Genomic DNA, 17297 nt, shown 5'->3' on the forward strand with positions numbered 1-17297 from the left:
GGTGGTTCACGCCGAGTCTCGCCGCACGAGCTGCAGCCGTCAGCGGGCAGTGAGGCGTCGGCAGTGCAGTGAGGGGTCAGCGGCGCTGAGAGGCGTCACCGGTGCAGGGACGTCGGCAGTGGGCGCCGGCGTCAGCCGTGCGGAGACTCCGCGGTGCGCGGGTGACGACCGAGGACCGCGGAGATCACCGGGCAGAGGATCAGGCGACGCACTCGGGGAAGTCCACCGGGGAACGGACCCCGTCGGACCCCGGGACGCCCAGGTAGCTGGCGGACTCGGCCTTGGTCTCGGAGGTCTCCAGACTGAAGTCGACGCCGAACGCCACCCCGACCTTCACCTCGGCGGCGAAGCCGGTCTTGTCGGAGACGTTGCTGTACTCGACGTTGCTCACCGTGGCGTTGGTGTACATCAGGTTCTGGAAGGGGTCACCGTCGACGAGCCGGTCCGGGTAGAGCGTGGCCGGTGAGACCGCGCCGCCCGACTCCTGCGCCGCCAGCCAGCCCTGGACCAGGTTCCGCTGGTCGGCCGTGGTCACGTCCAGCGATGCGGTGGTGACGGTCAGGGTGCCGTCCGAGCCGGAGCTGGAGGCATTGCCGCCGAGGTCCTTCTGACCCGAGTTGACCGTCCCGGTGGCCTTGCCCTCCCGGGTGGTGACCAGTCCCACCCGGGTGATCTCTCCGTCGGCGTTGCGGGTGATCGCGATGCTCGTGCCGAGCACGCCCTTGAGCTCGCCGGCGAGGGGACCGAGCGTGCCGTTGGCCTCGCCGAAGGTCTCACCGGTGGTGGTCCAGGTCGTGTTGCCGCTGTCGTCGTCAGTGATCTTGGTCCACTTGTTGCTGCCGCCGAACTTCACGCCCGCGTTGGCGAGGTTCAGGTTGGGCACCCCCGAGCTCTGGCCCCCCGAGCCCGAGCCGGAGCCGGAGCTGGAGTTCTCGAAGGGCAGACTCAGGCCGACCTTGCCCCCGACGTCGCCCTTCACCTCGAAGGAGCTGACGTGCAGGCTGGGTGGCTTCGGCGGGTCGGTGAAGCCGCCGCTGATCAAGATCCCGATGGAGTAGCCGCCGGTGTCGTCGTGACGGACCATCTCCTGCTCCATCAGGTACGTGTCCAGCTGCTTGCGCATCGACTCCGCCTCGCCGGCGTCCTTGAACACCCAGGTGCTGCCGTAGTCGACCTGGAAGCCTGCGCCGAAGTCGACCTTGGCCCCGGCCTCGAGCTCACCGAGCTCGAGCTTGCCGCCCACTCCTGCGGTCACGCCCACGGAGGCGCCGTCCGTCGCGGTGTAGGTGACGGTCCCGTCGCTGTAGGTGGTCTCCACGAAGCCGGCGTTCTCGCCGAACTCCAGGAACGCGATCTTCACCACCGAGTTGACCTTCTCGGACTTGTCACCCAGCTTGCACTTCGTCGGCTTGGGGTCGAAGGGGGGTTGCTCGGTGGGCGGCGGTTGGGTCTCGGAGTCACCGCACGACCCGTCGCCGCCGACCGAGGTCATGATCGTGCAGAGGACCCGTCCGGTGTAGGCCGCGATGTTCGCTCCCTGGACACCCAGCACGATGGCCGCGACCACCAGGGCGGCGATCCCCCAGGCCGCGGCGATCTCGACCATGGCCGCGCCTGCCGCGGGCCGGGAGCGAAGAGCCCTCCAGCGGGTCAGCATGTCTGGTCCGTCCTGTCGTCGGTGTCCCGGCGACACTAGCCGCGAGGCGTGTCCCGGACATGGGCCCGAGGGCCCAGAGCCGGACCCGATCCCCCGGGTCGGTGCCCACCCGGGCGCCGGCGACCTGTTCCTCGGGCAGGACGGACGGCGTACGGCCGTCGTGGCAGGACGAACGGCGTTTGGGGGTGTCACTGCAGGACGGGCTCGAGCTCCATCGAGTCCAGGATGCGGCGCTCGAGATCCGCGTCGAACTGCGGCTGCAGCACCGAGACGGCGACCGACTGCGGATATGGCCAGTGGGCGGCCACGAACCACTCCCCCGAGAGCTGCGACCCGGAGTTGTCGGTGATGGTGAAGCGGGTCACCCGTCCGGTGGTCGCACCCTTGATCTCCACGTCGCGGCTCTCCACGATCTGGAAGTCCTTGAGCCCGACCTGGGCCTGGCCGACGAGGGTGCCCATCGCCGCGGCTGCCGTGGGGTAGTCGCCGAAGTCGCCGGACACCTGCAGCTGCTCCACCGAGTTCGGAGTCAGCCGGAATCCCTGGTTCCACGGAGCTTCGACCGACATCTCCGTCGCCCAGGCGGCCGGGCGGTCGACGGTCAGCTTGCCGACCGTGACCTCGGTGTACGTCGCCGCGTCCGGGTCCGAGCAGCTCGGCAACAGACCGAGCGCCAGAGTGAGGAGCACCACGCACCCGAGCAGCCACGTCGGCCGGCGGCCCGGCACCCGCTCCGTCTGGCGTCTGCGTCGCATGCCGGCCGAGGCTACCCGTCCGGGAGCCCCTCGCGGATCCCACGTGGCGGACCTCGCCCCGTGTTAATGTCCGGGCCTGGCGCCTCGGGGCGGTGGGACCCCCCCGGTCGCCCGTGCTGCTGCTCTTCGTCAGGGGATACCTGTGGACATCGCGGTTGCCGGTTCGTCCGGCCTCGGAACGGTGCTCGGCGTCGGTGTCGGGCCGACCGCCCTGCTCACCGCCCTCCCAGCGAGCCCCGCCGCCCACGTGATGCTGCTGACACCGCGTCATCTCGAGCGCCGTGCGCGCGAGCAGGCCCACGTCGTCGTGGCCACCCACCCCACGGTGCGGGTGGGGGTGCTCGTGCTCGACCACCACGCGCTGACCCTGACCCTGATCGGAGCCGCTGTCCAGGCGCTGCGCGACACCCAGGACGGGTGGTCCGAGCCGGGGGCGGCCGTGCAGCTGGTCGGTCAGGCCGCCGCGCGGTCGCGCAGCATCGTGTGGCACCCGCGGGTGCTCAGGCTGCGCCGTCCGGTGCCGTCACTCGCCCAGTCGGCCGCGAGCCTGGTGCGGTCGGGGGGTTACTTCGTGGAGCTCGGCTCCGACAGCGGTCCCAGTCGTGGGCCGGGAGGCTTCGCACCCGACGGTGACGAGCAGCTGTACGCCGCCGAGGACGTGCCCGCCCTGTTGCGCAAGCAGCTGGGGGACAACGAGCCGCGGCTGGTGTCGGTCGGAGCCGAGACCGATGCGCCCTACCGGACCCGCCGCTCGGTGGAGCTCTGCGGACTCGCCGGTCCGTCCTGGCCCCCGCTGTCCCAGGACGACTGCGAGATCTGCGGCGCTGCCCGCCCGCTCACGGGATGCCTGTTCTGCGGCACCGGCTCGTCGCCGCGTCCGCCCGCCGGGCTGTCCGCTCCCGCAGCCGTCCCGGCCGACCTCACCGCCTGACGCGGACACCGGCTGGTCGGCCGGTTCCCTCGCTCGGCGCCGGCTCCCTCAGCCGCCCTGGATTCAGTCGTCTCTGCGGAGCGCTCGTCGCCGCCACAGGACGGCGACCACCAGCGACTGGACCAGCACGACCACCACGGCGCCGACCACCCAGGCCAGCACCGGCGGGGCGCTTCCTTCCGGCAGCCGGATCTGGACGAGCAGGCGCAGGACGAGGAACCCGACGAGACCGAAGCCGGCGGCGACGACCACCGCGGACCGCGGGTGCTGGCTCGGCGGACGTGCCAGGCGGCCGATGGCGGCGCCGCCGACCAGCCCGATCCCCACGAGCACCAGACCCGAGAGCCAGGGAAGACCGACGGCCGACGAGCCGAGCAGCAGGATCGGGAGGAAGCCGACGAAGGCGCCGACCAGCTGCGCCGGCAGGATCACGACCGTGAGCCGGAGCGCCAGAGCCCGCCACTGATCAGGGAGCGTCAGCTCGGACCGAGCGGTGCGGTCCGCTGGTGGAGTCACGTCGCCCAGTCTGCCGCGCGGGTGCGTCCCGCTCCCGCCCGGTCGTCGGCCGGCTGTCGCCGTCCGGCGTCGAGGGGTCGACCGGCGGGAGAGGGGAGTGGTCCTGAGTCAGGCCAGCTCGGCGAGATCCGACAGCGCACGCGCCGCCCGGACGTGCTTGTTGCGACCCAGATCTCCGACGGTCTTGATGTTGAAGGCCTGCTGCAGCGCGGCCGCGTCGGCGTCGGAGACCCCGGCGAGCGCTCCGACGGGCGCGGCCAGCACCTCGTCGAGGCTCTTGTCCTCCCAGGCCTTGTCCAGCAGCTTGGCGAGATCGGCGGTGACGGCCATGGGGACTCCTTCGGTGGATTCTGCTCGGGTCGGACCACGACACCATAGGACGCCGATGCAGTTCGCCGGCGGGCGGGCGGGTGCTCCTCGGGGGTGTGACCTCGGTGGTGTGCGCAGCCCGGACCCGAGGAACGCGGGGCCGCGTGTGGCAGAGCGAGGACCCAGGCGCCCTCAACGGAACTGCTGTGCCGGAGGTCCGCCTTTAGGAGAAAGCGGTCCGTCGGGAGGGGATCGGGGGAATCCCCTCCCGATACGGACTACTGTCGTGGCGCTGGCAGCGTCAGGTCCGCCGCGCCCACGGCCACATCACGGGCACAAGGGGAGTTGCCCGGGTGGCACTGTGTCGGATCCCGGAGCTCGGGGGTTCCCCGGTTGCCGACATCCAGAACTCTAGACCCCTGTCCACGGGGCCGACAGCCAAAAACCTGTCCGCTTTGTGCAATGTCCTCAAGAGGACAATTTCGCTCGGCGGCGAGGGCACGACGGCGTACGGCGCGCTCGCTCCAGCCCTAGGATCAGGCCATGGCGGTAGCGGTGGGTGCGGTGGTCGCCCACGAGGCCCGTGCCGTCCCACCCGCCGATCCCCGGCCCGTCGAGAGGCTTCGCCGATGGCCGTGACCGACGAGGCGATCGCGCGGATCCGGGACCTGATCCGGTCCGGGGGTCTGCGTCCGGGGGACCGGTTGCCCCCCGAGAAGGAGCTGAGCGAGTCGCTCGGGCTCTCCCGGAACTCGCTGCGCGAGGCGGTCAAGGCGTTGGAGATGATCAACGTCCTCGACGTACGCCGGGGCGACGGCACCTACGTCACCAACCTCCGACCGAGCTCGGCCATGGACGCCATGGCGTTCGTGCTGGAGCTCCAGCAGGACGACACCATCCTGGACCTGCTCGAGGTGCGGCGGCTGCTGGAGGCCGCGGCCGGGGCCAAGGCAGCGGCCCGGATCACGGCCGAGGAGCTCGCCGAGCTGCGAGCGAGCCTGGACGACGTCGGCCGGGACTCGGGCGTGGAGGAGCTGGTGACCCACGACCTGGCCTTCCACCGCCGGATCGCCCGGATCGCCGGCAACGAGTTCCTCGGGGACCTGTTGGACGTGGTCGCGGGCCGGACCGGCCGGGTGCGGGTGTGGCGGGGGATCACCCAGCAGGGCGCGATCGAACGGACGCTGGGTGAGCACGCGCAGATCGTGACGGCTCTGGAGCTGCGCGACCCGGCTTTGGTCGCGGCGCACCTCACCGCCCACGTGTCCGGGGTGGAGGACTGGGTCCGGCGAGCACTCCGGGAGGAACCTGCCACGCCGCCTCCGGCCTGACGGCCCTTCATCTGCTCGCGCGCGCGAGCAGATGAAGGTCAGGACTCGACGACCGCCGCCAGCGCCGGCCAGAGGGCGGGGTCGATGGGTGTGTCCATCCCGGCCACCGCGGCGCGGACGTGCTCGGCCTCGGCCGCGCCCACTGTCACGTTGACCACTCCTGGCAGCTGCCAGGAGTACTGCAGCGCGGCATCAGCGACCGCCACCCCGAAGTCCGCGCACACCGCGTGCACGCGTTCCAACGCGGCCAGTCGATCAGGGGTGATCGGCGCGTACTCGAAGTGCAGCTCGGGACCGGGCGTCGGCGCCGCCAGCGCTCCGGAGTTGAACACGCCGACGTTGACGATGCCGACCCCGTGCTCCTGGCACAGCTCGATCAGCTCGGCCCCGCTGCGGTCGAGGACTGTCAGCCGACCGGCGACCATGATCAGGTCGCACAACCCGGTGCGGACCGCGGTGGCGAGCGCGCGGACGGACTTGGAGCCGATGCCGATGGCGCGCACCGAGCCGGCGTCCCGGGCCTCGGCCAGGGCCGGCAGCCCCGTGGCGATGCCGCCGTCGAGGTCGTACTCGTCCGGGTCGTGCAGGTAGGCGATGTCGATCCACCCCGTGCCGAGTCGTTCCAGGCTCTCCGCCAGCGACCGCCGGACGGCGGCCGGGCTGGGGTCCCAGACCCGTCGCAGGGTGGCGGGCACGTCGAAGCCTCCGTCGTCGGTGCGGCCGGCGTTCTCCGGCGACGGCTCCAGCAGACGCCCGACCTTGGTGGAGAGCAGGAAGTCCTCCCGCGGGTAGCGGGCCAGCGCCTCGCCCAGGCGGCGCTCGGCGAGACCCAGGCCGTAGTGCGGCGCGGTGTCGAAGGTGCGGACGCCACTCGCCCAGGCGGTGTGGACGATCTCCTGCGCGGTCTCGTCCGAGATGGCGGTGAACAGGTTGCCGATGCCCGCCGTGCCCAGGCCGAGGCGGCCGAGGTCCTCGGGGATCGCGCGCTGCGCGCCGTCCACGGTGCTCATGACAGGAACAGTTCCACGACGGGGACGGCCACGGCGGGCCGACGGGTCGGCAGGGTGAGGGTCAAGGTGCCGGCGGGCTGCCCGCCCATCTCCGTGTTGTGCGCCGGCGCCTCGGGATCGCTGCTGGCGAGGAAGATCTCGGAGGCGTCGTCCAGCAGCTGCGCGTACGCCACCCGCCCGGCCAGCCCCGGCAGGTGGACGTGCTCGAAGGGCCAGGCGAACAGGTGCAGGTACAGGCGGTCGCCGCGCTCCGTGTAGCGGCAGTCGGGTGGCGGGGTCAGCTCGCTGGGTCCGGCACCGTAGATCGACCGCCCGTGCAACCGCATCCACGCGCCCAGGCCTGTCAGCGTCTCCTGGGACGCCGGGTCCAGGGTGCCGCGCCCGGTCGGGCCGACGTTGAGCAGCAGGTTGCCGCCCTTGCTCACCCCGTCCACCAGCATCCGGACCAGCATGTCCGGCGTCTTGTTCAGCGTGTTGTCCCGGTGGTAGCCCCAGCTGCCGTTGATCGTCTGGCACGCCTCCCAGGCGACCAGCTCCGAGCGGCCCGGGTCCTGGGGCGTGCCGGGGGGTCGCAGCATCGGCCCCGCGGGCTGGTACTGCTCGGGTGTGACCAGGTCCCCGGGCAGATCCAACCGGTCGTTGACCACGATGCCGGGCTGCAGCCGCCGGGTCAGCTCCAGCAGCTCGCGCGAGCCCCAGTCCTCAGCCCCCTTGTGATGATGGATCTCCGGGTGCAGGCGGGCCGGGTAGGAGAAGTCGTAGAACAGGTAGCTGATCTCGCCGTACGACGTCAGCAGCTCGCGTACCTGATCATGGAGGTACTGGCGGTAGCGGGCCATGTCGCGGCCGGCGTTGAGCTGGTCGAGATCCGGCTCGTCCCGCAGCGGGTGGAAGCCGTCGATGACGAAGTCCGGGTGGTGCCAGTCGAGCAGCGAGTGGTAGAACCCGATCTTGATCCCCTCGGCCCGGAACGCCGTGACGAACTCCGCCACCAGGTCGCGTCCGAACGGCGTGTTGGTGATCTTGAAGTCGGTGTGTTCGCTGTCCCACAAGCAGAAGCCCTCGTGGTGCTTGGTGGTCAGCACCGCGTAGCGCATGCCCGCCCGCCGGCACTGCCGGGCCCAGTCGGTGGCGTCGAACAGGTCCGGGTCGAAGCGCTCGAAGTACCTGGCGTACGCGTCGGGGTGGAGCCGCTCCCGGTTCTGCACCCACTCGTGCCGGGCGGCCAGCGCGTAGAGACCGAAGTGGAGGAAGAGCCCGAGCCGGTCGTGGGTGAACGAGGCCAGGTCCGGCGGCGCGGCCGCGACCATGATCAGACCGCCGAGTGGCGGTACTCGGACACCGACGCAGCCAGCATCTCCGTGCCGGCTCCGGCTTCCCGCGGGGCGAGGTAGCGCCCGTCGACCACCCGGACCGGGTCGACGAAGTGCTCGTGCAGGTGGTCGACGAACTCCAGGTAGCGGTTGTCCCACGAGCCGCTGACCGCCACGAAGTCGATCATGGACAGGTGCTGCACCGCCTCACAGAGCCCCACGCCGCCGGCGTGCGGGCAGACCCGGACCCCGAACTTGGCGGCCAGCAACAGGTTCGCGATGTTCTCGTTGACCCCGGCGACCCGGGCCGCGTCGATCTGCATCACGTCGATGGCCTCCAGCTGGAGCAGCTGCTTGAACATGACCCGGTTCGCGGTGTGCTCACCGGTCGCCACCGGCACCCCGGCCAGCGCCTTGCGGATCGTCGCGTGGCCGAGCAGGTCGTCGGGGCTGGTCGGCTCCTCGATCCAGGCCAGGTCGTACGGCTGCAGCTCCCGCACCCAGGCGATGGCGGCGTCGACGTCCCAGCACTGGTTGGCGTCGATGGCGATCTTGATGTCGGGACCGACCTCGCGACGGGCCAGGGCAAGACGTCGGATGTCGTCGTCGAGGTCGTGGCCGACCTTCAGCTTGATCTGGTCGAACCCGTCGGCGACGGCCTCGTGGGCGAGTCGGACCATCTTCTCGTCGCTGTAGCCCAACCATCCCGGGGTCGTGGTGTAGGCGGGGTAGCCGCGCTCCAGCAGCTGGGCGGTCCGCTCCGCGCGACCCGGCTCGGCCCGCCGGAGGATCTCCAGGGCCTCTTCGGGGGTGAGGGCGTCGGTCAGGTAGCGGAAGTCGACCAGACCGACCAGCTCCTCGGGGGACAGCGACGACACGAGCTGCCACAGCGGCTGCCCCGCGCGCTTGGCCTTGAGATCCCACAAGGCGTTGACCACGGCGCCGATGGCCATGTGCACGACGCCCTTCTCCGGTCCGAGCCAGCGCAACGGCGAGTCGTAGACGAACCGGCGGTAGGTGGCCCCCATGTCGGCCAGCAGGTCCTCGACGGACTCGCCGACGAGTGCGTCCGCCACGGTCTGGATGGCCTCGGCGGCGATGTTGTTGCCGGTGCCGATGGTGAACACGAACCCGGCCCCGACCAGGCCGTCGCCGGCGTCGCTGACGAGGGTGAGATAGGCCGCCGAGTAGTCCGGGTCGGGGTTCATGGCATCCGAGCCGTCGAGCTGCTGGGACGTGGGGAACCGGACGTCGACCGTCTCGGCTGCAGAGATCCTGGACACGGGAGTCCTTCCGTCGCGCGGGCTTCCGAGCCTAGACATCCGACCTCTGAGGGTCAACAGGCCTTCTGAACGCGATGAGTAGCTCTGCCGGGTCGGCATAGTCCGATGTATGGTGTCGACCGGCCGGGACAGTTCCGTGTCCGGTCGCACCGGTGTGGCAGCGAAGGAGAGTCATGAAGTTCGCCCGCGTGAGGACCGTGCACGGCACGAGGCCCGTGGTGGTCTCCGGCGACGAGGCGTACGACCTCTCCGAGCTGCTGGGTGACCTGACACCCACGACGCTGCCGCTGCTGGCGGAGGCGGCCACCGCGGCGGCCGGCGGCCGGCTCGACCGGTTCGACCTGACCGACGCCGTCTTCGAGGCCCCGGTGGCCACGCCCGGCGCCGTCATCGCGATCGGGATGAACTACGCGGCCCACGCCGCCGAGTCGGGTGCCGCGCCGCCCGCGGTGCCAGTCATGTTCCTCAAGACCCCCAACACGATCGCCGCGCCGGGCGACGACTTCCGGATCCCCGCGCGGGCGGCCAAGATCGACTGGGAGGTCGAGCTGGCCATGATCATCGGCAAGCGGGCGTACGAGCTGACCGACGACGAGGACCCCCTCGACTACGTCGCCGGCTTCACCGTGGTCAACGACCTGTCCGAGCGGACCTTCCAGATCGAGGAGTCCGGCGGCCAGTGGAGCAAGGGGAAGTGCGTGCCCGGCTCGACCCCGATCGGACCCTGGCTGGTCAGCACCGACGACGTCGACCACGCGGCGCTCCGGCTGCGCAGCTGGGTGAACGACGAGCCGCGTCAGGACTCCACGACCGCGGACCTGATCTTCGACTGCCCGACGATCATCCGGCACCTGAGCCAGTACCTGGCGCTGGAGGTCGGTGACGTGGTGCTGACCGGGACGCCCGAGGGGGTGGCCCTGTCGGGACGGTTCCCGTACCTGCGGCCGGGTGACGTGGTCCGGATCGAGATCGACGGTCTCGGTGCGCAGCGGCAGCTGATGACCGGTGTCGGTCCGGACGCGGCTGGTCAGGGTGGGGCTGGTCCCGCATGAGCGGCGACTTCGAGGGGCTGGTGGCCGCGGTCACCGGTGGCGCGTCCGGGATCGGCGCCGCCATCGCTGCCGAGCTGGCGCGCGGCGGAGCGCAGGTGGCGGTGCTCGACCTGCACACCGAGGACGTGGCCCCGCCCCTGGTCGGCTTCCGCTGTGACGTGGCCGACGACGCCTCCGTCCGAGCCGCCATCCAGGGGACGGTGGACCGCTTCGGCGGTCTGGACATCGTGGTCAACAACGCGGGTGTGGGGGCCCAGGGGACCGTGGCCGACAACCCCGACGAGGAGTGGCAGCGGGTCCTCGACATCAACGTGATCGGCATGGTCCGGGTGACCCGCGCCGCCCTCCCGCACCTGCGCGCGTCCCGGGCGGCGGCGGTGGTCAACACCTGCTCGGTCGCGGCCACGGCCGGCCTGCCGCAGCGGGCGCTCTACAGCACCACGAAGGGCGCGGTGCTGTCCCTGACCCAGGCGATGGCCGCCGACCACCTGCGGGAGGGGATCCGGGTCAACTGCGTCAACCCCGGCACGGCCGACACCCCGTGGGTCGGGCGGCTGCTGGACAGCGCCGCCGACCCGGCGGCCGAGCGAGCGGCTCTGGAGGCGCGGCAGCCCCACGGTCGGCTGGTCACCGCCGACGAGGTCGCCGGGGCCGTGGCCTACCTGGCCAGCCCCCGGGCCGGCTCCACCACCGGGGTCGCCCTCGCCGTCGACGGCGGCATGCAGGCCCTGCGCCTCCGCCCGGCCGGTCAGTGACAACGGATCTTTCTCGCTGACGCCCCCTTTCACTCACTGACGCCCCGATTGCACGGGGGGCGTCGGCGAGTGAAGGGGGGCGTCAGCGAGGTTCTAGACTCCGCTGTCGTGGTCGACGACGTCACGGTGCGGGAGCTCGCCGGCAGCCGGGAGATGACCGCCGCGTCGACGCTGTGGGACGCGATCTGGTTCCGTGCCGACGCCGGTCACGAGGTGGACCCGGCCCTGATGGTCGCCCTCTCCCACGCCGGTGGCTATCTCGCCGCCGCCTACGCGGGCGAGGACATGATCGGCGCGGCCCTGGGTTTCTGGGGTGTGCCGGCCGGCGGCACCCTGCACTCCCACATCACCGGGGTGCTGCCCGGTCACGTCGGACGCGGGGTCGGGTCGGCGCTCAAGCAGCACCAGCGCGCGTGGGTGCTCGCCCGCGGCGGCTCCGCCATCACCTGGACCTACGACCCGCTGGTCTCGCGGAACGCGTACGTCAACGTACGACTCGGTGCTCGCCCGGAGAGCTACCTGCCCGACCTGTACGGCGACCTCGACGACGTGCTCAACCGGGGTGACGCCAGTGATCGGCTGCTGGTTCGGTGGCGGCTCACCGAGCCCGCACCGCCGAGATCAACCGTCGAGGCCGTGGAGCTGCTGATCGACGTCGACGGCGCGCCCGCGACCGGCACCGCCCGCGCCGACCTCGACCCGGCGACCCCGGTCACCGTCGCGGTGCCCGACGACATCACGACCCTGCGTCGCGTCGCCCCGACCACCGCGTCGCGCTGGCGTACGGAGGTCCGCGACGTCCTGCAGCCGTTGCTCGCCGACGGCTGGTCGATCACCGGCTTCGACCGGGGGACCGGCTACCGGGTGGAACCACCCCGACCAGAGGGCGGGAGCCCCGTGAACAGGACCCTCTCATGATCATCACCCGGGTGCGGCTGCACCGGATCTCGATGCCGCTCGTCTCGCCGTTCACCACCTCGTTCGGCACCGAGCACAGCAAGGAGGCGCTGATCGTGGAGATCGGCGCCGACACGGCCGCCGGCCCGGTCACCGGCTGGGGGGAGTGCGTCGCCATGGAGGACCCCCTCTACTCCAGCGAGTACGTCGACGGGTGCGCCCAGGTGATCGGCCGCTGGCTGGTTCCGGCGCTCACGGCCGGCCAGCAGGGCGGACCGCACGGAGCCGGCGACACCGAAGGTGGCGATGCCGACGACCTGGTGGCGGAGACCGTGGGCCACCGGCTGCGGCACGTGATCGGTCACCCGATGGCCAAGGCGGCCGTGGAGATGGCGGTGCTCGATGCGCAGCTGCGGGCCTCCGGGCAGTCCTTCGCCGCCTACCTGGGCGGGGTGCGGTCCACCGTTCCCTCGGGGGTGTCGGTCGGCATCCAGGAGTCCATCGAACAGACGCTCCGGGTCGTCGAGGGGTATCTCGACGACGGCTACGTGCGGATCAAGCTCAAGATCAAGCCCGGGTGGGACGTCGAGCTCGTGCGCGCCGTACGAGGGGTGTTCGGTGACGACGTGCCCCTCCAGGTGGACGCCAACGCCGCGTACACCCTGCTCGACGCGACCACGCTGCGTCGGTTGGACGAGTTCGGGCTGCTGCTGCTCGAGCAGCCGCTGGCCGAGGACGACCTCCGCCAGCACGCCGTCCTGGCCACCCGGCTGCAGACCCCCCTCTGCCTGGACGAGTCGGTCGTCTCCGCCCGGTCCGCGGCCGACGCCATCGCTCTCGGCGCGGCCCAGGTGATCAACATCAAGCCGGGTCGCGTCGGTGGTTACCTCGAGGCCGTACGGATCCACGACCTGGCCCGGGCCCACGGGATCGCCGTCTGGTGCGGCGGGATGCTGGAGACCGGACTGGGGCGCTCGGCCAACGCCGCCCTGGCGTCGCTGCCGGGCTTCGTGCTGCCGGGCGACATCTCGGCCTCCTCCCGGTTCTACGACGTCGACCTCACCGAACCGGTGGAGATGGTCGACGGCCAGGTCGCCGTGGACACCACCCCCGGCATCGGGCGGGCGCCGATCCCGGAGCTCCTGGAACGGTTCCGTACGGACCTGAGCGTGGTCTTCCGCCGCTGACGGCGAGCGCTCCGTCGCCGGCGCCGCACCCGCGGGCGCGAGGTGTCATCATGCGGACATGACCGACGACGTGCGGGCGACCACTGACGGTCGCCGGGTGCTCAGCCTGGTGGTCGGCGGCCTGGCCATGGCCGCGCTGCTGGTGATCGGCTTCTACTACCTGGCGTCCGGTCTGGTGGCGCCGCTCTGGGCCGTGGTGGGGTTGATGATCATCTGGGTCGCCCTGGTGGTGCTCGGGATCCGGTGGTTCCGATCCCACCCCTGGCGGCTCGTTGCGCTGCCGGTGATCGCGGTGCTGGTGTGGCTGGGGGCGCTCACCCTGGGTGAGCGGCTGCTCGGCTGGACCGCCTGAGCGGGGCCGGGGTCCGACCGAGGCCGAAGCGTGACCTGTCGGTGGTGGCCAACCCCTCCCGCAGACGCTACGTTTACGCGATAAACCCCGTTCCCGCCTCAGGAGGTCGCAGTGAACAGAGGAGTGATCGGCACCATCATCGGTGTCCTGGTGATCATCGTGCTCGTCTTGGTGATCATGAACCTGACGTGACCCGGTCGGCGGCGGATGGCGCCTGAGCGCCACCCGCCGCCGCAGGCTCACCGCAGGTCGGAGCCGTTGCCTCCGAGATCGGGCGGGGTGCCACCCGACCCCAGCACGATCTGGACCACGCGCTGCAAGTCGGGGGTGAGGTCGCGCTCGCCCACGGTGATGGTCTGCTCACCGACCGCGACCGTGTAGACGAACCGGTCCGGGGCCTCGCCGCTGGTCGTCACGCTCTGCAGATCCACTCGTCGGAGCAGCCGGCGCACCTCGACGGCCTGCGGGTCCTCGCCCAGCTCCAGCTCAGCACTGCGGACCTGTCCGGTGAACCCACCGCTGCGGCGTACCGCCACCGTCTGCGGAGCGGTCGGCGCCGGGGCGCCCGGGTCAGCGGCGCCGCCCGGGTCCGACGAGTCCGGCTCCGGGGTGCGATCGGCCGGGTCCGACGGCGAGGCCGGATCGGCCGGGCCGGGTGAGGTCGACGGGGCGGGTGGGGTCGACGGGGCGGGTGGGGTCGACGGGGCGGGCTCAACCACGTCGACGGGCACCGAGCTCTCCAGCACCCCCACCTCCACCCAGGCGGCCCGCACCTGGTCGGGCACCGGGGTGCCGGCGAACAGCGTGGTGGCGGCCGCCACTGTCGCGTCGGCGAACCCCGTGAAGTCCGTCGACGCCGTGACGTCGGGAGAGGTCAGCGCGGCGTACCAGACCTTGCCGATCTGCTCCCAGCTGCGGCCGCCGACGCTGCGGGCGGCCAGCGCGAACGCCCGGTTCGGGATGCCCGAGTTGAGGTGCACCCCGCCGTTGTCCTCGGTGGTGTCGACGTAGTCGGCCATCGAGCCCACCTGGGGGTCCTTGCCGAGCTGGGGGTCGTCGTACGCCGTGCCCGGTTCGAGCATGGAGCGCAGGGCCGTCGCGTTGATGCCGGGCTTGAACAGGCCCTCACCGATCAGCCAGCTCGCCTGGTCGGCGGTCTGGCCGGCGGCGTGCTGCACCGACATGGCAGCGAAGACGTCGGCGATGCTCTCGTTCAGAGCGCCCGACTGGCCGTTGTAGGTGAAGCCCGAGGTGTACTGCACGACGCCGTGACTGAACTCGTGGGCGAGCACGTCCGCGGGCTTGGTGAACCGCTCGAAGATCTGACCGTCGCCGTCGCCGAAGACCAGCTGCTCGCCGTCCCAGAAGGCGTTGTCGTACGCCTGGCCGTAGTGGACCGTGACCGAGACGGTGCTCCCCGCGGCGTCGTAGGAGAGCCGGTCGAACTGCTGCTGGTAGAGGTCCCAGACCTGCTGGGTCCACGTGTAGGCCTCGTCGACGGCCGGGTCGTCGGTGGCGGGGTCGCCCTCGGTCCGGGCCACCGCGCCGGGCAGGGTCTCCTCGTTGGCGGCGGTGTGGATGACCCAGCGGTCGCCGGCCGGAGCGTCAGCGGTGGGTCCCGACGCTCGCAGACTCGGCTCGGCGGACGCCTGCTCGCGCCGCTCGCGGAATCCGGCGTCGATCCGCAGGGTCCGGCCGCACGGGTGCTCGGCGGCCGCGAGCGTGGGACGGTCCTCGGCGGCGAGGTGATGCAGCAGGTAGGGCGGCACGAACGTGCAGCGGGCCCGCCGCGGCAGTGGGGTGGGGGAGGGGGACACGGTCATGTCCCCAGGGTGCACCACGCCTGTGACAGCGGGCTCGTGCGGGATACCGAGGTCGCCCGCGTGCGACGCGCCCACCGACGGCCCCGGACGGTACCCGAACCTGAGAAATTCTGTCGGATGGGTTGACCGCGTGGGGCCGACAGGTCGAGTCTGTTCGGGGCAGTACGACGGTCCCCGGGCCCACCACCGCGGCCGCACCGCCATTACCACAGGACAGGGGTCGCAGGTCGTCATCAACTTGTACGCGGGTCGTAGTTAGTAGTGGCCCTAACGCGAGTCAGGCGTGTCCACTTGATGACATGTCCTCTTTTCCCTTTCTGCTCTTGATGACGTTCACACCGGGGCGCCATAAGTTTGTCCCACACGTCAGGGGATCATTCGCGTCGCGGGAACGGCGCGGACGACCAAGGAAGGGATCACATGCATCGAGTCATTGGTGCGCGTCGTTGGGCTCGGCTGTTGGGAGCAGCTGTGGTCGGTGGCGCGCTGGCGGCAGGGGCACTCGCTGCACTGCCCGCCGAAGCCTCGCCGACATCGGCGACCAGGGTCGTGTTCGACATCGACCTCCGCAACCTCAGCGAGTCGGGGACGGCCGGGACCTCAGGGACCGATGCCAACTCCGTCAGCCAGGGCGACGCGAACAGCGTCTCCAACGAGGACCGCGCGAACAGCGTCTCCAGTGGCGACCGCGCCAACAGCGTCTCCAAAGGTGACCTGGCCAACTCGGTGGCCAACAGCGTCTGACCGTCTGCTGTCCGGACGACGACCTACCCCTGAGCCCGCCGTGGCTCGGGGGTAGTTCTCTGTCCGCCCCGGGGACGCATGTAGGACACCTGTCCGAGGTTGTCGGCCCGGACGAGGGCCGCGCCGAGCTGGAGCCGGGTGGTGACGCCGAGATCGTCCATCAGCTCGGAGATCCACCGCCGGACCGACCGCACGTTGATCCCCAGCTGGGTCGCGATCGCGCTGTCGGTGGAACCGGTCATCATCAACGAGATCAGCATCTGGCGCCGCGGATCGGACTCCGTGACGCTGGCGGTCGTCACGATGGGCACCGAGGCGTCCCAGACGGCCTCGAAGAGCCACTGCAGTGCCTCCACCAGCAACGGGTGTCGGACCACCGAGGCCCGCAGCTCCTGGCCGGGCTCGTAGGACCGCATCGACGGGATGAGCGCCGCCTGCTGGTCGGCCAGCAGGAGCTTCATCGGCACCGGTGCGGTCCGGGACTGCTCACCCTTGGTCGCGAACAGCGCCAGCTCGGTCAGCCGGTCCTCGTCGAAGCCGGGGTGGTACACGCAACGGAGGTTGACGCCGCGGTCGAGGGCCTGCCACTCCGGTTCGACACTCAACGCAGCGGTGGTGACGTTCTGGCGGGACGCCACGTAGGGAGGCTTGTCGAACGCGCAGAGATCGCGCACCGCGGTCTCGCACAGCTCGAGCCGGGTCTCCAGGATGGCCTCGCGGCCGACGAGGATGTTCACGTAGCCCTCGCCGTGGTCCTGGGTCCGGGCGAGCAGGCGGTTCTGCAGCGTCTCGGCGGCCGTGGTCGCCGCCTCGATCTCGGCCACCCGTCGGATCTTCAGACCAGCGACGGCGGCGAGCAGGGGCAGCGGCTCCCACGCCCCCGAGCCGGTGGGCCGGGCCAAGCCCAGGTCCTGCAGCTCAACCAGCAGAGCAGCCGTCTCCTGGGGATCGCCTGTGGCGAGCTCGGCGAGCTCGGTCTCCGACGCCGCATCCAGCGGCGCCAGGAGCATGTAGAGGGCCTCGGCGGACCCGGAGACCCCGAGCGACTGCAGCATGACGCGACACCTCCCGAGCCGTGATTGCCCCGGTGGCACGGGTGAGACGGGCGGATCGGCCCCCGATACGCTGAGCGTCGCACCACTGCCACTCGACCGTGATCGTCTCACACACCCCGCAGGAGCAACGCGATGACCGGAGCTGTCTGTCGCGGCACGCGCTCCGAGGTCAGGAAGTTCCGCAGGTCCTGCTCGTCCGTCGCGATGGGTGCCGACGAGTTGCGTGTCGTCCCCCATCTCTCCCGCACTCCCGAGAGGCTCCACCCATGACTGAGCTCGCGCAGATCGGTGTCACCGGCCTGGCCGTGATGGGCCGTAACCTGGCCC

General features: G+C 71.2%; 18 protein-coding genes. 8 read left to right on the forward strand and 10 right to left on the reverse strand.

Going from position 1 to position 17297, the window contains the following annotated elements; all coding sequences use genetic code 11:
* Positions 1-199: 199 nt before the first annotated feature.
* Both ABD714_RS13750 and ABD714_RS13755 read right to left on the reverse strand, forming a co-directional pair.
* On the reverse strand, positions 200-1606 hold the full coding sequence (locus ABD714_RS13750; RefSeq protein ID WP_344812950.1) for a hypothetical protein: 1407 nt from the start codon (positions 1604-1606) through the stop codon (positions 200-202).
* A gap of 239 nt (positions 1607-1845) precedes the next feature.
* Positions 1846-2412, reverse strand: coding sequence for a hypothetical protein (locus ABD714_RS13755; protein WP_344812951.1), 567 nt, complete (start codon positions 2410-2412; stop codon positions 1846-1848).
* A 142-nt stretch (positions 2413-2554) separates the two neighbouring features.
* Between ABD714_RS13755 and ABD714_RS13760 the strand changes: the two genes are divergently transcribed.
* On the forward strand, positions 2555-3343 hold the full coding sequence (locus ABD714_RS13760) for a hypothetical protein (protein ID WP_344812952.1): 789 nt from the start codon (positions 2555-2557) through the stop codon (positions 3341-3343).
* A gap of 63 nt (positions 3344-3406) precedes the next feature.
* Here the strand turns inward: ABD714_RS13760 and ABD714_RS13765 are convergent, their stop codons facing one another.
* Together ABD714_RS13765 and ABD714_RS13770 are read right to left on the reverse strand one after the other, a co-directional pair.
* Entirely contained in the window at positions 3407-3859 is a 453-nt protein-coding gene (locus tag ABD714_RS13765; RefSeq protein ID WP_344812953.1) for a hypothetical protein, read from the reverse strand.
* A gap of 108 nt (positions 3860-3967) precedes the next feature.
* Positions 3968-4189 (reverse strand): hypothetical protein, encoded by a 222-nt coding sequence (locus tag ABD714_RS13770; RefSeq protein ID WP_344812954.1) that lies wholly within the window; start codon positions 4187-4189, stop codon positions 3968-3970.
* A 608-nt stretch (positions 4190-4797) separates the two neighbouring features.
* Here ABD714_RS13770 and ABD714_RS13775 point away from each other — a divergent pair.
* The gene (locus ABD714_RS13775) at positions 4798-5499 is read left to right on the forward strand and encodes a FadR/GntR family transcriptional regulator (protein WP_344812955.1); all 702 of its coding nucleotides are present in this window, start codon (positions 4798-4800) and stop codon (positions 5497-5499) included.
* A 38-nt stretch (positions 5500-5537) separates the two neighbouring features.
* On the opposite strand, the gene ABD714_RS13780 is transcribed toward ABD714_RS13775, so the two are convergent.
* The 3 genes from ABD714_RS13780 to ABD714_RS13790 are packed head-to-tail and all read right to left on the reverse strand — an operon-like array spanning position 5538 to position 9105.
* Entirely contained in the window at positions 5538-6509 is a 972-nt protein-coding gene (locus ABD714_RS13780; protein ID WP_344812956.1) for an aldo/keto reductase, read from the reverse strand.
* Positions 6506-7819: an alpha-L-fucosidase gene (locus tag ABD714_RS13785; protein ID WP_344812957.1), complete on the reverse strand. Its 1314-nt coding sequence runs from the start codon at positions 7817-7819 to the stop codon at positions 6506-6508. The genes ABD714_RS13780 and ABD714_RS13785 overlap by 4 nt, the downstream gene beginning before the upstream one ends.
* Positions 7820-7821: 2 nt before the next feature.
* Positions 7822-9105 carry an enolase C-terminal domain-like protein gene (locus tag ABD714_RS13790; protein ID WP_344812958.1) on the reverse strand — a complete coding sequence of 428 codons (1284 nt, stop codon included), beginning with the start codon at positions 9103-9105 and terminating at the stop codon, positions 7822-7824.
* 173 nt (positions 9106-9278) lie between these two features.
* Between ABD714_RS13790 and ABD714_RS13795 the strand changes: the two genes are divergently transcribed.
* From ABD714_RS13795 to ABD714_RS13815, 5 genes are all read left to right on the forward strand, one after another.
* Complete coding sequence (locus tag ABD714_RS13795) at positions 9279-10157, forward strand: fumarylacetoacetate hydrolase family protein (RefSeq protein ID WP_344812959.1); 879 nt, start codon at positions 9279-9281, stop codon at positions 10155-10157.
* A complete protein-coding gene (locus ABD714_RS13800; RefSeq protein WP_344812960.1) occupies positions 10154-10912 on the forward strand; it encodes an SDR family NAD(P)-dependent oxidoreductase in 759 nt (252 codons plus the stop codon). Before ABD714_RS13795 ends, ABD714_RS13800 begins: the two co-directional genes overlap by 4 nt.
* A 108-nt stretch (positions 10913-11020) precedes the next feature.
* Positions 11021-11830 (forward strand): GNAT family N-acetyltransferase, encoded by an 810-nt coding sequence (locus tag ABD714_RS13805; protein WP_344812961.1) that lies wholly within the window; start codon positions 11021-11023, stop codon positions 11828-11830.
* Positions 11827-12996 (forward strand): o-succinylbenzoate synthase, encoded by a 1170-nt coding sequence (gene menC / locus ABD714_RS13810; RefSeq protein ID WP_344812962.1) that lies wholly within the window; start codon positions 11827-11829, stop codon positions 12994-12996. The genes ABD714_RS13805 and menC overlap by 4 nt, the downstream gene beginning before the upstream one ends.
* A 58-nt stretch (positions 12997-13054) precedes the next feature.
* Positions 13055-13348, forward strand: coding sequence for a hypothetical protein (locus ABD714_RS13815; RefSeq protein ID WP_344812963.1), 294 nt, complete (start codon positions 13055-13057; stop codon positions 13346-13348).
* Between the two features lie 239 nt (positions 13349-13587).
* Here the strand turns inward: ABD714_RS13815 and ABD714_RS13820 are convergent, their stop codons facing one another.
* The gene (locus ABD714_RS13820; RefSeq protein WP_344812964.1) at positions 13588-15171 is read right to left on the reverse strand and encodes a protealysin inhibitor emfourin; all 1584 of its coding nucleotides are present in this window, start codon (positions 15169-15171) and stop codon (positions 13588-13590) included.
* Between the two features lie 420 nt (positions 15172-15591).
* On the opposite strand from ABD714_RS13820, the gene ABD714_RS13825 reads away from it, so the two are divergent.
* Positions 15592-15915 carry a hypothetical protein gene (locus tag ABD714_RS13825; protein WP_344812965.1) on the forward strand — a complete coding sequence of 108 codons (324 nt, stop codon included), beginning with the start codon at positions 15592-15594 and terminating at the stop codon, positions 15913-15915.
* A gap of 23 nt (positions 15916-15938) precedes the next feature.
* Here ABD714_RS13825 and ABD714_RS13830 read toward each other — a convergent pair whose 3' ends face one another.
* Positions 15939-16970: a hypothetical protein gene (locus ABD714_RS13830; RefSeq protein WP_344812966.1), complete on the reverse strand. Its 1032-nt coding sequence runs from the start codon at positions 16968-16970 to the stop codon at positions 15939-15941.
* A gap of 107 nt (positions 16971-17077) precedes the next feature.
* Positions 17078-17297 (reverse strand): hypothetical protein (locus ABD714_RS13835; protein ID WP_344812967.1); only part of this gene is annotated, 220 nt, incomplete at its 5' end.

The organism is Microlunatus aurantiacus (assembly GCF_039536605.1).
GTDB classification, from domain to species: domain Bacteria; phylum Actinomycetota; class Actinomycetes; order Propionibacteriales; family Propionibacteriaceae; genus Microlunatus; species Microlunatus aurantiacus.

Bases quoted from the DNA above. Each gene is read 5' to 3' on its own strand.
- ABD714_RS13750 (WP_344812950.1), bottom strand. From the start codon at position 1,606: ATGGTCGAGATCGCCGCGGCCTGGGGGATCGCCGCCCTGGTGGTCGCG.
- ABD714_RS13755 (WP_344812951.1), bottom strand. From the start codon at position 2,412: ATGCGACGCAGACGCCAGACGGAGCGGGTGCCGGGCCGCCGGCCGACG.
- ABD714_RS13770 (WP_344812954.1), bottom strand. From the start codon at position 4,189: ATGGCCGTCACCGCCGATCTCGCCAAGCTGCTGGACAAGGCCTGGGAG.
- ABD714_RS13775 (WP_344812955.1), top strand. From the start codon at position 4,798: ATGGCCGTGACCGACGAGGCGATCGCGCGGATCCGGGACCTGATCCGG.
- ABD714_RS13780 (WP_344812956.1), bottom strand. From the start codon at position 6,509: ATGAGCACCGTGGACGGCGCGCAGCGCGCGATCCCCGAGGACCTCGGC.
- ABD714_RS13785 (WP_344812957.1), bottom strand. From the start codon at position 7,819: ATGGTCGCGGCCGCGCCGCCGGACCTGGCCTCGTTCACCCACGACCGG.
- ABD714_RS13795 (WP_344812959.1), top strand. From the start codon at position 9,279: ATGAAGTTCGCCCGCGTGAGGACCGTGCACGGCACGAGGCCCGTGGTG.
- ABD714_RS13800 (WP_344812960.1), top strand. From the start codon at position 10,154: ATGAGCGGCGACTTCGAGGGGCTGGTGGCCGCGGTCACCGGTGGCGCG.
- menC (WP_344812962.1), top strand. From the start codon at position 11,827: ATGATCATCACCCGGGTGCGGCTGCACCGGATCTCGATGCCGCTCGTC.
- ABD714_RS13815 (WP_344812963.1), top strand. From the start codon at position 13,055: ATGACCGACGACGTGCGGGCGACCACTGACGGTCGCCGGGTGCTCAGC.
- ABD714_RS13820 (WP_344812964.1), bottom strand. From the start codon at position 15,171: ATGACCGTGTCCCCCTCCCCCACCCCACTGCCGCGGCGGGCCCGCTGC.
- ABD714_RS13825 (WP_344812965.1), top strand. From the start codon at position 15,592: ATGCATCGAGTCATTGGTGCGCGTCGTTGGGCTCGGCTGTTGGGAGCA.
- ABD714_RS13830 (WP_344812966.1), bottom strand. From the start codon at position 16,970: ATGCTGCAGTCGCTCGGGGTCTCCGGGTCCGCCGAGGCCCTCTACATG.